11 protein-coding genes are annotated in these 15,626 nt (G+C 47.6%); 3 read left to right on the forward strand and 8 right to left on the reverse strand.

Going from position 1 to position 15,626, the window contains the following annotated elements; all coding sequences use genetic code 11:
- Positions 1-61: 61 nt before the first annotated feature.
- The 3 genes from ACJJIV_RS20800 to ACJJIV_RS20810 form a co-directional block, all read right to left on the reverse strand.
- Complete coding sequence (locus tag ACJJIV_RS20800; protein ID WP_444890210.1) at positions 62-3,163, reverse strand: efflux RND transporter permease subunit; 3,102 nt, start codon at positions 3,161-3,163, stop codon at positions 62-64.
- Positions 3,160-4,239 carry an efflux RND transporter periplasmic adaptor subunit gene (locus ACJJIV_RS20805; protein WP_444890211.1) on the reverse strand — a complete coding sequence of 360 codons (1,080 nt, stop codon included), beginning with the start codon at positions 4,237-4,239 and terminating at the stop codon, positions 3,160-3,162. Before ACJJIV_RS20805 ends, ACJJIV_RS20800 begins: the two co-directional genes overlap by 4 nt.
- Before the next feature lie 542 nt (positions 4,240-4,781).
- A complete protein-coding gene (locus ACJJIV_RS20810; protein ID WP_444890212.1) occupies positions 4,782-6,959 on the reverse strand; it encodes a heavy metal translocating P-type ATPase in 2,178 nt (725 codons plus the stop codon).
- A 78-nt stretch (positions 6,960-7,037) separates the two neighbouring features.
- On the opposite strand from ACJJIV_RS20810, the gene cadR reads away from it, so the two are divergent.
- The 3 genes from cadR to ACJJIV_RS20825 all read left to right on the forward strand — a co-directional run bounded on the left by cadR (position 7,038) and on the right by ACJJIV_RS20825 (position 8,908).
- Positions 7,038-7,463: a Cd(II)/Pb(II)-responsive transcriptional regulator gene (gene cadR / locus ACJJIV_RS20815; protein ID WP_444886291.1), complete on the forward strand. Its 426-nt coding sequence runs from the start codon at positions 7,038-7,040 to the stop codon at positions 7,461-7,463.
- A 28-nt stretch (positions 7,464-7,491) separates the two neighbouring features.
- Positions 7,492-8,382: a metallophosphoesterase gene (locus ACJJIV_RS20820; protein WP_444890213.1), complete on the forward strand. Its 891-nt coding sequence runs from the start codon at positions 7,492-7,494 to the stop codon at positions 8,380-8,382.
- Positions 8,383-8,482: 100 nt separating this feature from the next.
- Complete coding sequence (locus tag ACJJIV_RS20825) at positions 8,483-8,908, forward strand: acyl-CoA thioesterase (RefSeq protein WP_444890214.1); 426 nt, start codon at positions 8,483-8,485, stop codon at positions 8,906-8,908.
- On the opposite strand, the gene ACJJIV_RS20830 is transcribed toward ACJJIV_RS20825, so the two are convergent.
- The 5 genes from ACJJIV_RS20830 to ACJJIV_RS20850 all read right to left on the reverse strand — a co-directional run bounded on the left by ACJJIV_RS20830 (position 8,898) and on the right by ACJJIV_RS20850 (position 15,564).
- On the reverse strand, positions 8,898-9,923 hold the full coding sequence (locus ACJJIV_RS20830; protein WP_444890215.1) for an HlyD family secretion protein: 1,026 nt from the start codon (positions 9,921-9,923) through the stop codon (positions 8,898-8,900). The two genes, ACJJIV_RS20825 and ACJJIV_RS20830, sit on opposite strands and share 11 nt — an antisense overlap.
- A gap of 5 nt (positions 9,924-9,928) precedes the next feature.
- Entirely contained in the window at positions 9,929-11,194 is a 1,266-nt protein-coding gene (locus tag ACJJIV_RS20835) for a glycosyltransferase family 2 protein (RefSeq protein ID WP_444890216.1), read from the reverse strand.
- A 307-nt stretch (positions 11,195-11,501) separates the two neighbouring features.
- Positions 11,502-12,767, reverse strand: coding sequence for a glycosyltransferase family 2 protein (locus ACJJIV_RS20840; RefSeq protein WP_444890217.1), 1,266 nt, complete (start codon positions 12,765-12,767; stop codon positions 11,502-11,504).
- The gene (locus ACJJIV_RS20845) at positions 12,767-14,245 is read right to left on the reverse strand and encodes a TackOD1 domain-containing metal-binding protein (protein ID WP_444890218.1); all 1,479 of its coding nucleotides are present in this window, start codon (positions 14,243-14,245) and stop codon (positions 12,767-12,769) included. The genes ACJJIV_RS20840 and ACJJIV_RS20845 overlap by 1 nt, the downstream gene beginning before the upstream one ends.
- 53 nt (positions 14,246-14,298) lie before the next feature.
- Positions 14,299-15,564, reverse strand: coding sequence for a glycosyltransferase family 2 protein (locus ACJJIV_RS20850; RefSeq protein WP_444890219.1), 1,266 nt, complete (start codon positions 15,562-15,564; stop codon positions 14,299-14,301).
- Between the last annotated feature and the right edge of the window lie 62 nt (positions 15,565-15,626).

The following is a 15,626-nucleotide window of genomic DNA, read 5'->3' on the forward strand; positions in this document are numbered from 1 at the left end:
GTGCTGACATTTTGGCTGTTATTGCCAGCACAGGTTAGATCAATAGATCGCCACCCTTATGTTACGCGCTAGCAGGTTCAGGCACGTCCAAGTCGATCTTTTGAGCAAAACTCTGCTGCTCAGAGCGGAACAGCTTTTGTGAGAGTAGCGCGGACATAAAGGCTAAAACAAACAGAGCGCTAAATATCATCCCGCCAGTAATCACCGTCGCCAGGCCTCGATAAATTGCAGCACTGCTCCCTGGGTTTAACACCAAAGGCAGGTTGCCAAAGATACAGGTGATTGTTGTTAGCATAATGGGACGAGCGCGCAAGCTGGCTGCTGCATAAATAGCTTCTAGCTGACTGGCCCCGGCCTGCAATGACTTTTGAAATTGATTCACTAATAGTATTGCATTGTTGACTACAAGTCCCATCAGAATTACGAAACCAATCATTGTAATTACATCAAGGCTTTGGGGGGTGAAAAGGTTTAATAGCTGTAAACTTAACATCCCGCCGGCAAATGAGAGAGGTATAGCGCAAAGCACGGCGGCAGCCAGCTTTGCAGATCTTAGGGCAAAATACATCAACAGGGCGAGTACTGCGAGAGCAGCCAAGAATATTTTAAGAAATTCAACTAGAAACAGGTTTAGTTCGTTTGCGCTGCCCCTGAACTGAGTGTGCAAATCGCTATAGGAGCTTTCAGCTAAAAAGGACTGTACCGATTGGTCTACATTTTCAACAAATGACTTCATTGCTACCCCTTCTGGCGGGGTTAGGTTTAACGATGCGCTGACTTCTTGCCCAACTCGTAAAATACTGGCAGGGGCTTGGGTTATTTTCGCGCTTGCTAATTCACGGACAGGAATCAGGCCGTGCCCATCAATCCATATTTCAGTGTTTAGAAGTGCTTCCAGGTTCTGAGGGTCTTTTGCTTTGAAGTAGAATGGTAGCGTGTTAGTGCCAGTATAAAAATGGCCTATGTATATCCCATCAGTCAAAGCCATAAGTTGGCGGTTTAGCTCTGAAACTGTAATACTTAAATAAGTTAATTGATCCAGGCGAGGTTGGAACTCTATGCGTACAGCCCGGTTTTGCAGTGCGCTCCCCTCCTGGATTTGTGCGTCTGGAAACTCTGCGCGCAGATGGTTCATTAACTCAGTGCCAGCCATTTGTAGCCTGGAAAGTTCAGCCCCTTTGATATCCAGTTGGCTTATTCGGTTGTTTGGCATTGCAAACCTTAACAGACCCCCATGCCTGAAATGGATACGGGTGCCTACAAGTCCATAGAGTACTTTTTCATTCATCCATTCCCGTAGTGATTCAAAATCCCAATCGCCTTGGGTATACATATAGAGGTTGCAATTGCTTGGGTTGCAGATAATGCCGTAAGTGGAAACATGATCTTCTATTTCTTTAAAGTTGTTGGTGATTCGATTCATCACGCGTTCCCCGTAATCCGTTCTAATAGCATCTGTGGCTAGTGCGCTCTCAAAATTGATGAAAACAGAAACCATATTCTGTTTTGGGTCTGGCAATACATCTATGGAGGGTGTGGAAACATAGGTAGCTATGAGTGCGATGGGTAGCCCAAGAATAATGGCTGTAATAGACCGTCTGGGGGTAGCTGTAGCTTTGATGGAAAGGGCAACCCATCTTTTTAGGGCTAATAGAATTCTTGTATTTGAAGATTCTTTTTTTATTTTTTTTGAATGGCCCAATATGTACCTTGCGAATGAAGGTAGTATTAATAAGGCAAAGAGCAGTGAGGCGAGTAAAGCGCTTGAGATTGTAAAAGCGAGATCTCTAAATAACTGCCCTGTTGCAGATTGCATGGCAATAATAGGCAAGAACACAATGACGCTTGATATCGTTGATGATGCCAATGAACCTGTAACTTCTCGTGTTCCCTGTACAATACTTTCCTGGGTGCCAATGCCTTGCTGGCGAAGCCTTTGAATATTTTCCACAACAATAATTGCCGCATCTACCATCAATCCGATAGAAAGAGCAATGCCTGCCAATGAAATAACATTCATGCTTCTACCCCCAATATACATACCCACAACGACGAGGGAGATGCATACGGGAATACTGAGGAATATTAACGTTAAAGTTCTCAGGTTGCGTAGAAACCAGTACAAAACCAAGCAGGCTAGCAGCGATCCAAGAAGGAGGCTCCCGTACACCAGATTCAGGGAGTCTCGGATTCCTTTGGAGTCATCACGGCTTATGGCCAATTCCATGTCTAACCGAGCTAACTCTCCACTATTCAGCTCCGCCATGGTTGATTTCAGCTGTGCAATAGTGTCAAGAGCATTGACGTTTTCGGTAGGGAGCAAGTAAAAATAAAAGGATCGATTGCCCTCAAGGGCAAAATATGCCCAGTCAGATGCTGGTCGTGCGTTTACAGAGGCAATATCAGAGAGCCGTATGATCTGGTTCCCACGTGTGGCGATAGGTAATTGTGAGAGCTTATCTAGGGGAATTTGGCCCTTAAAGTGTAATGCATAGTCTTTAGAGCCAATTTTCAGGTTGCCGCCCGATCGGTCCACCAGATCATTAAGATGTGCAGTTACCCCAGCAATACTTAAGGAATTTTGAGTCATCTTCTCTGGATCGAACTCAATATCGACCCGCTGGGCGATAGGCGTAGCGGCAACTTCTATAGAGGATACTCCCGGGATTTTACTGATGGCTGGCTTTACGTGATTTAAAAATGCATCAATTAATTCCAGCTCACTGGCTGACTTCTTCGAATAGAGGAAGAAGGTTGCCAGCGTAGCCCCCGCACCGTTGGCAAAATTGAAAACTTGGGGTGTGCGGACTTGTGTGGGCCAGTTGGGTACCTGATTAATTCTGGAGAGTACCTCAATATACATTTGCTCCATATCTGCTTCAGAGTGAAAGTCAATCGTGACCCAGGCAAAGCCACTGTTGATATTTGTCTGCACCTCTTTCAGGTAGCTTAGGCTCGATAGCTCCTGCTCAAGTGGTGCAACTAATATCTGTTCTATCTCTTCCGCTGTCTTTCCCGGCCAAGGAATAGCCAGTGCAATTTGTGGGCGATTGATAGTGGGGAGTAGTGCATTAGGCAAGTTTAGGCCCGCAATAATACCGGCAACAATTAGGGCAAAAGTGCAACTTATAATAAATGAACTGTATTTCTCCAGGGATTTCATGTGTTTTCCCTCTTTGTCGGAGAGACAGTTTCATTGGGTTGTAGGCCTTCATAACCCAGAACGACTACAAGATCTCCAGGTTTAATGGTTGAACGTACAACAAAGTGCCCCTTCAAGGTATCTATTATTTGAACCTCGGTACTAACCGCCCTTTGATCACTGTCTAGAGTCCAGACTTTATATTGGTCGCCCTCTAGTATTACGGCATCACTGGGAACTTTTGTTACCCTCTCCCGCGTGTTTTTAGTTAAGAGGGGTGTTCGCATCGTTATTTCGAATCTCTGTCCTACTAATAGAGACGGGAATTGCTCTGATTCTGTTTCAAAGTAGAGGTTGAGATTTTGTGTTTCCGGATTGACCGTATGACTAATATTTCTTAAAGGGATATTTTGGTCCCTAAAAGTAAAGGAGCTGCTGTTGAGTAAATTTTCATTGTTTAATTTTTCTTCGGGAAGGCTGCACTCAATTTGATTTTCTTTCAGAGGCAGCAATTGCATGATTCTTTGCCCCGAATTCAGTCTCTCACCGGGGTTGGCTTCTATACTTACAACTTGACTATCAGTTCTTGCATAGTGTTGCAGTCGTTCTAAACGGTATTCGGCTGTTGTTAGCTGATGCTCGAGTCTTTGCTTTGTGAGCCGGTAGGTATCAGCATTAAGCTTAAGGCTGTTTAAGTGGGACGGAGACACCATGTCTGCTGAGCGAAGCTTCTCCAATCTGCTCAGCTCTTCTTCCGCATAAATAAGCTGGCTCTGTGTGATTGCAATATCTGTGCGAATAATCTCAATCTCCTGAGAGAGATAAAATCCATCCTGTGCGGCTACTAACTCGCCAGCTTTAATTATTGAACCTACGGGTTTTACTTGGGTGAGCTCGGCTTCAGTGTGGCTGGAGACTTGGTGTAGGGGAGGAGATAACACCGAACAAAATAATCTGGTATTAATGGCTTGCTGCCACGGGTGTGCAGCCTCAACGAGTACTGCACGACTATCATCAGCAAAAATACTAGAGCTAGAAAATAGAGTGGTAGAAATGATGCTGCTGGCAAGAAATGCTCTAAATTGACTGTTTCGCATTCGTAGGCTCTAGTCGATTTTATTCTTAGATTAATGTTTGTGGTGAGACTATCTGGCGCTAAAGAGACTTAATGTCTTTAGTGTTGTAGTTGACAAAAGGGTATGGGGATGCTGATTTTCCTGCAATTGGCCTACGACAAGGTGAGGCCTAAAGGGGATAAGTGGTGTCTGGAATTAGTTTCTATTTGTTCGGTTTTTTGAGAGGGCTATTTGCTGGCATAATTCTTTGTTTAGACACTTCCTAAGTGCCATTGGGCATGTCTTGCTAAAGCGGAATCGAAATACTTTATTTTAGGCCTGTAGCGTGTTATCAGTGTTGCTGAGTTCTGCTTTCTTTATGTTTAAAGTTTTTTGTCATGCCAATTTTGCACTATCCAAAGAAACTCTCGAAGGTGCCTGCTTTTGCTGGTTAATAAGGCAATCAATAATTGCGTATCCAAGCACCTGTTTAACGAGAGCTTCTGCGGGATAGATTGGTTGCGTATTAAATAATTGGTACTGTCTTTTCTATTTTCAGACTTTTCTACCGTCTTGTTTTGAGATCACTTCCGCATCAGTCTTAGCCCATTGAAAACCACCAGCAGGCTGGTCCCCATATCGGCGAATACTGCCATCCACATAGTGGCTTCACCGGCAAAGGCGAGTGCCAGAAAGACCGCTTTGATACCCAGGGCAAGGATAATGTTTTGCCAAAGAATATGAGCTGTCGTACGGGAGAGGCGGATAAAGCTGGCGATTTTACCCAGGTTGTCATCCATCAGGGCAACGTCTGCCGTTTCTATGGCGGTATCGGTGCCGGTTGCGCCCATGGCGAAGCCGATATCAGCTCGCGCCAGGGCTGGTGCATCATTGATGCCGTCGCCCACCATGCCGACCCGGCCGTGGCCGGCAAGGGAATCCACTTCATGGAGTTTATCTTCTGGCAGTAGGTTGCCCATAGCCCGATCGATGCCCACCTCCTTGGCAATGGCATCGGCGGTGTGCTGATTGTCACCGGTCAGCATCAGGGTTTTCACCCCCAATTGGTGGAGCTCATCTATGGCTTTGCGGCTGGATTCTTTTACCGTATCGGCTACGGCAAACAGAGCCAGAACACGGTTTGCATCCACCAACATAACGACAGTTTTCCCCTGATACTCCAGTTTTGAGAGGCGATCCTCTAGCTCCTCACTGCAAACGCGCAACTCTTCCACCAGGCGGTGATTGCCCAGGTAATAGCCTGTGCCTTCAATCTCTCCGCGAATCCCGCGCCCGGCCAGGGCTTCAAAGGCTTCTACTTCTAGTAAGGGTGCTCCACTGGCGTTGAGAAAATCTGCCACTGCCTTCGAAACCGGGTGATCGGAGCGGTGGGCGAGGCTGGCGGCGAGGCGCTTAACTCGCGCCTCATCTGTGCCCGTTATCAGGGCAAAATCTGTTAACTGCGGTGCACCGTGGGTGATGGTGCCGGTTTTATCCAGGGCCAGCCAGCGCAGCCGGCGCCCCTCTTCGAGGTATGCCCCCCCTTTAATCAGCGTGCCGTGTCTTGTTGCTGCTGCGAGGCCGCTGACGATGGTGACCGGGGTGGCAATGACCAGGGCGCAGGGGCAGGCGATAACCAGCAGTACCAGGGCGCGGTAGATCCACTCCATCCAGGCACCGGAGAAAAACAGCGGAGGAATTAACGCTGTGGCTAGGGCAACCGCAAATACCAGGGGGGTATACCAGTGCGCGAACTGATCGACAAAACGCTGGGTGGGCGCGCGGCTGCCTTGCGCCTCCTCAACCGCGTGGATGATTCGGGCAAGTACGGCATCACTGGCTACGGCAGTCACCCTATATTCCAGTGCGCCGGACTCATTGATGCTGCCGGCAAAGAGGCTGTCTCCAGCTTCTTTATCTACCGGAAGGCTCTCCCCGGTGATTGGGGCTTGGTTCACCGCAGAGTTGCCTTTTATTACTTCGCCATCCAGGGCGATGCGCTCACCGGGCCTGACCCTGACCTTGGCGCCGAGGGAAACAGTTTTTGCATTCACCTCGCGCCACTGGCCATCACTCTGAAGTACCGTGGCGGTTTCCGGGGCCAAGTCCATTAACTCGCGAATAGCGTTTCTGGCCCGGTCCAGAGACTTGGCCTCAATCAGTTCGGCGAGGGTGAACAGTACCATCACCATGGCGGCCTCAGGCCAGTGCCCAATCAAAAGTGCGCCTGTGACCGCGATGGACATCAGCGCATTCATATTCAGGTTGCGGTTCTTAAGGGCGATCCAACCTTTTTTGTAAGTAGAGAGCCCCCCGCCGGCAATGGCGGCTAATGCCAGCAACATGACCAGCCAGCTGTTTCCCCCCTGTAACCAGAACACCACCTCAGAAGCGAGCGCCGCAAAGCCGGCCGCCCCCAGCAGCCACCAATTGGCCTTGGTTGCGGGTGGTGCATTTTCTGTATCCGATGGGGAGGCGACCCTGGCATCCAGATCCAGAGGAGCGAGTATGTCCAGGATCTGTTGCTGCATACCCGGAGCGTGTCCAACCCGCAAAATGCGTTGCACCAGGTTAAAGTCCAGGCTGTAAATACCTTCGAGTGGGGTGAGCTTGGCGCGGATCAAACCTTCTTCGGTGGGGCAATCCATTTTGGTGATTGAGAAGAGGGAGCTCTCGCTATCCTTTCCGGCGCCACTATCGAGCGGTTGTTGTAGAGGTTCAGTGCTACTGCCACAGCCGCAAGTGGAATCCTGTTTTCCCATGGTTAACTCTCGAATAGCTCAATGAGTGAGCCAGCATTACAATCCCTCTAGTAACTATAGAGTCAAGGGGACACCAGCATGCGTTACCGAATAGGGGAGGCGGCCAAGCAGGCAGGCTGCAAGGTGGAAACCGTGCGTTACTACGAACAGGTGGGCTTGCTGCCGCAACCATTGAGGTCCGAAGGCAATTATCGCCTGTATTCAGAAGCGCACTTGGCGCAATTGCGTTTTATACGGCACTGTCGCTCCCTCGATATGCCCATTGAGGATATACGCAAACTGTTAACCTTGCGGGAGCAACCGAGAGAGCATTGTGCTGAAATCAATGCGTTGGTAGATGAGCATATTGATAGGGTGGACAGCCAAATGGCATTGCTCGAGCAATTGCGGAAGAGTTTGCTGGCATTGCGCAGCCAGTGTGGCGGCCCCGGTTCTACTGATTCCTGTGAGATTGTACGAGAACTCTCCAGTTGTGACTGTCACCCGGCTCAGAGCACCGTGTAAAAGCTAGCTGTAAGTTGAGAGTACTTCATTGAAAAAGTTGTTGAGTAAGCTACCGGGAGAACTATTGAGCTGGCCACGGGGAAAGTACCGGGCTTTCTTTTTGGTGGCTCTGGTTGTTGCTCTTACCCTTGCCGTTTGGGCCTTTTTCGCTGAGCCAAGAAGCTTCAGGATCAATGAGCAAGCACTTCGCCTGGAATCTTGGCCAGCTTCCTGTAGTGGTTTAAGCGTGGCGGTATTGGCGGATTTACATGTGGGTTCCCCCTATAAGGGTATTGAAAGTCTGCGTTCATTGGTTAGCCAAGTAAATGCCAGCAGTCCTGACTTAGTACTACTCCCCGGTGACTTTGTTATTCAGGGGGTGGTTGGTGGTTCTTTTGTGACACCGGAGAGTGCCGCTGAAGTGCTTGCCGGCCTCAGGGCACCCTTGGGCGTTTTTGCTGTAATGGGCAATCACGACTGGTGGCTGGACCCGAAAAGAGTAGAGCGGGCTTTTACTGAGAAAGGCATCCCGCTATTGGAAGATGCATCCACCAAGATCAGTAGCGGCCACTGTGCCTTGCAGTTGGTTGGCATCAGTGATTTCTGGGAGGGGCCACACAATATAGATCAGGCAATGTCTGCCATTGAAGAGTCAGAGACAGTCTTAGCCTTTACTCACAACCCAGATATATTTCCCCAAATTCCACAACGGATTGCCTTGACGATTGCCGGCCACACTCATGGCGGCCAGGTATTTTTACCCTTGATTGGCCGCCCGATTGTGCCCTCCCGCTACGGGGAGCGCTATGCCATTGGGCATATCGAAGAGGAGGGCAAACACCTGTTTGTGAGCCCAGGGGTAGGCACCAGTATCCTGCCGGTAAGATTTCTGGTGCCGCCAGAAGTCACTTTGCTGAGGCTTTTTAGCCGTGGTGAATAAATAAGCAGTTTATGGTTGGTTGGATTGGTTATCTGCTTTGGCAGGATGTAAATAGAGCGCTGGATTAGAATGGCTGCCTGGCTTTTTGGGAGAACCTCATATGATAACTGTCAAGCGCAAGGTCTTATTTGGGGATTGTGATCCCGAGGGTATTGTTTATACCCCGAGGTTCTCAAATTTTGCCCTGGAGGCCACCCATGAAGCCATGTCTATTTTATTTGATGGGCCGGCTATAGCCACGATGAAGAAGCGGGGGTTCCTGACACCGGTGCGGGCCTTTAATCTGGAATTCTTAAGCCCGGTTACTTGGGACCAGGAGTTACAGCTCAAAGTCAGCGTACTCAAGGTTGGCAATCAGTCGTTTACCTTTCTAGTGCAGGCCCATCTCACCCCAGACCTATTGGCTTTTACGGCAACAATTACTTATGTCACCCTTTCGGTTGAAACCAAACAGATGATCACCTTGCCGGAATGGTTGAGGGCGGCACTGACAGAATTTAATGCCCGACAAACCTTTAATCCATAAAGTTCTCTACAAAGAGATCCTTCCAGTTTAATTCCAGAGTAACTTGTACCTTTTCAGATAAGGGAAAATGCTCTGGATCAGAGAGTACTATTTTGGCGAGCTGATTGCGCTCCTGGGGTTTAAACGTATTCTGGAATTCTTCCGGCAGTTGGTCGGAAATGGGCAGTAACTCAGAGATCACGCCTTTATCTTTGTAGCGGCCACTCTTGACCGTGACAACCATGCCCGGCCGAAGAGCAAGAATATATCGGCGCGGCATATAGGCGAGTACATAGGGTTCCCCCCAATAGACTTGCATTAGGGGTTCCCCCTCTCGGTAGACATCGCCTACAGAGGGTACAGTAGCGCCGACCAAACCATTTACCGGGCTGCGTACACGGCCATCATCGTAGTGGTCTTTCAGTCTCTGGTAGGCCGTTCCGGCTACCTTGATTGCTGTATCTACGGCTTTTTTCTTTTTGTCTAACGTGGTGCTTTCTACCTGAATCCTGACTAGTTCCTGGCCCGCATTAAAGTTATCCTTGAGTACTTCCTGATAGGTGATTTTGCTGACAAAACCCTTGTCGGCAAGTTTATTGATTCGCGCCAGAATTTCTTCTATCTCTTGCTTGCGATGTTCTGCAGGAACCAGCAGTTGTTTGGCGGTCTCGGAAAGCAGGGTAAACTCGGCGGAAATTTGAATCAGGTTGGCCTGGCGGCTGGAGAGGTCTGCCAAGCGCCCCAGTAGTTCCATGGATTCTATTTTGAGGAGTAGCTGCCCCTCCTTAACTAATTCCCCCTCATCAACTTCCACTGCGGTCACTCTGGTAATATAACCCATCTCGACCGCAGCATAATCCCTAAGGACCAGCCCATCCCCTTTGAGAATAAACAAATCCCCAAATAGATAGCGGAGAATAGCCAGGGCAAATAATATCAACACTCCGATATAAATGCGTCGCCCTATGGCACTATGATGGGGGCGGACCTCACTGGCCATGGTGTCTGGGCGAATATGTTTTCGTATGGTTCTCATTGAATTTACTCCCTGACACGATGCACTTTGGAGGGTGCATAAGTGTCGGAATAGGAGGTTTTAAATACCCACTCCTGAATATAAGAGTAGAGCCGAACGATACGCATCAAATTGACATAAAAAATACTGTAGCCAAGTAGGTATGGCCAGAGAGGGATAGCTTTAAATTTGATTGTGGCGATGGCGCTTAGGGTAAAAGTAATTATATCCAGTATTATAAGAACAATCTGGGCTCCAATTAAAATGAACCAACCATTAACGCCGTAAGTATAAAATAACCAAGCCAGGTAAATAGGCAGCACCAGAATAGCGATTACATTAAATAATAAGAACTCAAACTGGTGAAAAAATTCCCGAAATTTAAGGCGCTGCTCAAGTGGGTTGATAAAGTGGCGATACTTTCTAAAACGCAGGCGAACCGCATCTCGCTCCCAGCGGAGCCGCTGCCTAATCAGTGCGCCCAAATTAGTCGGTACATCGGTATAGCAGATTGATTCAGAGGCATAACCTATTTTCCAGCCGTAGTGGCGAATACGCAATGTAATATCTAGGTCTTCACCCCCACCAGCATCGAAGCCTCCGGCCTGAATAAGTGCCTCCCTCCGAAATGCACTGAATGCTCCCGAGGCACAGGACATTTGTCCCAACATGAAAAGCGCATGTTTGCCAAGAGAAATACTAATCATGTATTCAATGGCTTGAAACGTCGTGAGTAGATTGGCGCCCCAGTTGCGTACAAAGATATTATTGGAAGCTGCCCCTACCAGAGGGTCATCAAATTGTTCGGCGATATTTTTTATTGCGTGATATTCAAAGGAGCAGTCGCAATCCACATTAATAATTATATCTCCGCTACAATATCTTACCCCTAAGTTGTTTGCGGCGGATTTCCCTCCGCGAATTTCTGTGGCGTGGGCACCGTGTATGACACCCTCTCTTAATAGATTGCGAACTTTTAATCTCATGCCGTCGGTTGAGCCATCACTTACCACAATAATTTCATCGGGCGGGCGGCTCTGCTCCCATAAGCTGTAAACACACTCCTCAATTGCATCCTCTTCATTGTGCCCGGTAATGATTACTGAAATTTTTCCCTGACTTTTGATGTCAGTATTATATTCTGGTCTAGATGAAAAAAATAACAAAGCGGTAAAGAACGAAAGTAAGTAGCGGGGGATCTCGAAGATTACCACTACCCAGAGCATCAAAAATAGCGTCGTAAAGCTCTGGGAGATAAGGTAATAGTAGCCGTCTTGAATTTCCTCCCACATTAGCCGGAGACCTCAGGATCGCATCGTTGAAGGGTGGTATTACATCCATAAAAAACTACATGGTTGCTTATGCCTCTTTTAATAAGCTTAATGCTCATATACTACTCGTTAACATGTGCGCTAAAGTTGCTATTTTTTCGATTTAGACCTTCGATAGCAAAATCCCTACTTCAATTAAAACCATAGACCAAGAGGTGTGAAGCGCCAATCTGTTGGATGTAAATTGGCTCATCTGGGTGCTTAGAGTGACAGGAATTAATGCTTGAGTTTTCTTTAAGTCTTCATCCATTGCCCTGAGTAAGTGAAATTACTCTCGTGCACGATGAACTTTTGAAGGTTGGTAGGAATCGGTATATGAGGTTCTGAATATCCATTCCTGTGTATAAGCAAGGATTCGAACAATACGCATCAGATTTACATAAATAAGACTGTAGCCCAGTAAGTAAGGCCAAATTGGGCCTGCCCTAAATTTTGGTGTGTTGATGGCGCTTAGAGTGAACGTAACCATGTCCATTGTGAAAAGGGCTATTTGGGCTGCTATTAAAATGAACCAGCCATTCACGCCATAATTATAAAATAGCCAGACTAGGTATATGGGTAATATTATGGTTGCAATCACATTAAATAAAAAGAATTCAAACTGGTGAAACAGCTCTTCGGGTTTGATACGACGTTCAAAAGGGTTAATCAAATGCCGATGCTTTCGGTAGCGTAGACGGATGGCATCTCTATCCCAACGAAATCGTTGTCGAATTAACGCTCCCAGATTGTTGGGTGCGTCCGTATAACATATGGAATCGGCAGCAAATCCAATTTTCCAGCCATAAGACCGTATCCGTAAGGTCACATCCAGGTCTTCGCCGCCGCCGGGGTCTAAGCCGCCAGCCTGTAGTAGCGCTGTTCTTCTGAATGCGCCAAATGCTCCAGATGCACAAGTTACCTGGCCCAGCATAAACAGCGCATGTTTACCAAGACTAATACTGATAATATATTCAATGGCTTGAAAGGATGTGAGTAAGTTCTCTCTCCAATTACGCACTAAAATGCTGTTAGCTGCCGCTCCTACTCTAGGATCGTAAAATTGCTGCAAGATGTTTTTTAATGCGTGATAGTCAAAAGAGCAATCGCAATCGACGTTTAGAATGATGTCCCCTGTGCAATATCGTATGCCCAGGTTCACCCCAGAGGGTTTCCCACCGCGTAATTCTGTTGAGTGTGCCCCATGAATCAACCTTTTTTTTAATAGGTTACGCATCTTAATTCTTGTTTTATCTGTAGATCCGTCACTGATTACAATGATTTCATCTGGTGGATGGCTTTGCTCCCATAAGCTGTACACGCACTTTTCAATTGCATCCTCTTCGTTGTGTCCTGCGATAATTACAGAGAGCTTCCCCAGGTTTTCTGTGTCGGTATCGAATTTTGGCTTTGAATGGAAAAAGAATAAAGCGGTGAAAAATGAAAGTAGATAGCGAGGGATTTCAAAAACAACTAACACCCATAGCATCAGAAATAAGGTTGTATAACTCTGGGAGAATAGATATTGGGTGCCGTCTTGAATACTCTCCCACATTAACTTAGGTCCTCGGGGCCATAGACCTGAAGGATGGGTTCCACATCCAATCGCAAAGAACTCGCGGCTCTTTGCCCGGCTTCTTCACTAAATTTGTACAGATCTTTCTGACTGATATGGCTTACCAGAATAAAATCTTCCATCCTTCCTTTAGCTGCGGTAACCGGGTATTCCCCTTTCATAACCTTTTTTAACGAGTGGCTTAAACTCTGAAAAAACTGATTGCGGCTATGAAAAAACTGGCGGTTACCGTGCTCTTGCTCGATCAAATATTCATTTTCATATTTGATACAGAGCAGTGAAAACTCACTCTCGTTGTTTTTCCAATCTTTCAGCTCTTTGTTTAAAACCACGATAAGTTCAAAGGGTAGGCTAGCAAAGATAGGGCTTTGCTGGGTGAGTTCTAGGAATGCATGGCCAGCGTGCAGGTAATGAACGGCTTTTTCGGTAAGGCTATACTTAAAGATATCCCCGGTTTTTATCGAATCACCATCTATATGGGTATCACAGTTGAGGCATAAAAAGCCAACTTCTGTTTCTGAGCTGGTTTTACCGCAGGAATTGCATATCAAAATAGTGCCTGGTTTATCGTAATCACTGCCGAAGTGGCTCATCTCCATTCGGCACTTGGGGCAGATCAAATATTCGCCCTGGCGAAAATCGTCTTCAGGCCCCAGGTAGGCGCACTTAAAGTGGTGTAGATAGAAGGATTCTCTCAAGTTGGGAGATCGACATTCCGGGCACTCTTCGCGCACATTAAATTGAGAGGCACTGCAGCCGTTACAAATATGCCGCCGGTCAAAAAAGCTGCCGGCCAGTAATTCGGCCGTCATCATTTTTTCGCATTCGTGCAATACCGTTTCTGAATCTAACAGGGTGTTAAAGCATACGGTGGTGCGCGAGTCTGGCTGGTAGCTAGGGGTTAGGCTTATCCCGGAGACAAAGATGCGGGCCAGGATTTTGTCGTCATCGTTCTGGGGGTTGTAGAAATCCGGGTGTAACTGAGAGCGGCGAAAGTTAAAGGAATCGATCAACTTGCCGTACTCTGTAGGGTCTGCCTTGAGCGTGTTAGAGGCATCCAGGTCTGCCCTGACTCCCAGTGTGCCGGTTAGGTCAATCACCGGTAGCAGGTGCAAGCCTATCTGGCTGTTCCAAAGTTTTTCAATGCACTGAGGAGTCATGGGCTCCTCAACCACCAGGGCATCACACTTCTCAATGCCTGGATGCACCGTATTAAAATCACTGGGCCAGCGATAATAGTTGTATGCATCAGTGAGAAAGGAGATGGCAAACCCTCCTACAGAAGGGGCAAACTGACGCCGGTTGTACTTGGTTGATACGGTTGGCGGGTAAAATTCCGCCTTAAGTAAAACGATAGACCACGAGGGCTGAAGCGCCAGCCCGTAGGAAATAAGGAGATAAGGCTTGGTCTTATGAGCTGGGTATCGCGATTGACTATAAAGTCGAGTTTTAGCCAAAAAAGTGGGGTCGCCAAGGGATAACTATCGGCTTCTGAGGTGTTCCCAGCAGTTTACTCCCTTACCTTGTGTACTTTTGAAGGGGCGAAGGAATCCGCATAAGAGGTTCTGAAGATCCACTCCTGTACATAGGCATAGAGCCGTACTACACGCATCAAGTTGACATAGAGGATGCTGTAGCCAATAAGAAAGGGCCAGAGTGGAAAAGTACTGAATTTGTAGGTGGCATAGGAGGCGAGCGCAAAGGTGAGGCAGTCCAGCATTATCAATACTATCTGTGCACCGATTAAAATAAACCAGGCATTACTGCCATAACTCGCAAACAGCCAGACCAAGTAGATGGGCAAAGCGATAGCAGCGATCACATTAAAGATCAAGAACTCAAATTGATGAAAGAACTCTTCGAATTTGATGCGGCGCTTAAAAGGATTGATAAAGTGGGCGTACTTGCGGTAACGCAAACGCACAGCATCCCGCTCCCAACGCAAGCGCTGGCGAATTAGAGTCAGGATATTCGTGGGTACATCCGTATAGCAGATCGCCTCTGGGGCGAAGGCGATATCCCAGCCGTAGTTGCGCAGGCGAAAAGTAATATCCAGATCTTCCCCCCCACCGGAATCAAAGCCACCAATCTGGTCAATAGCGGTTTTTCGGAACCCGCTGTAGGCGCCAGATGCACAGCACATTTGCCTGATCATGGCCAATGCATGCCTGCCGAGGGAGATACTGACAATGTATTCGATGGTTTGAAATGCGGTGAGTAGGTTATCGTGAGGGTTGCGCACAAAAACATTACCGGAAACCACCCCCACTTTGGGGTCTTCAAAGGGGAGTAACACTTCCTTCATGGTGTGGTGCTCAAAGGAGCAATCGCAGTCTACGGTGATAACGATATCGCCAGTGCAAAAGCGTATTCCCAGATTTAGTGCGGAGGCCTTACCGCCTCTAAGTTCTGTCGCATGGGCTCCCTGAATGAGTCCTCGGGTCAGTAAGCTGGACATCACTTTTCTGGTTCCATCGGTGGAGCCATCGCTCACCACGATGATTTCATAGGGCTTAACACTTTGCGCCCAAAGACTGTGCACACACTTTTCGATCGACTCCTCCTCGTTATGGCCGGCAATAATCACCGAAATTTTGCCGATTTTCTCCAGATCTACTTCTTTCTCGATCCTTGAGCTAAAAAAGAAAACCGCGGTGAAGAAAGAGAAGATATAGCGAGGGAGTTCCAGAAAAATCACGATCCAGAACATGATAAACAGAGCGCCCCGGCTCTGTGCAGAGAGAAAAATAAAGCCGTCATGGATTGTCTCCATCATCAGTGCAATACACCTTTGATGGAGGCTTTAGACTGCTTGTTCGGTGGGCAGCTACAGAGAGC

Source organism: Microbulbifer mixtoriginis (SeqCode), assembly GCF_052466765.1.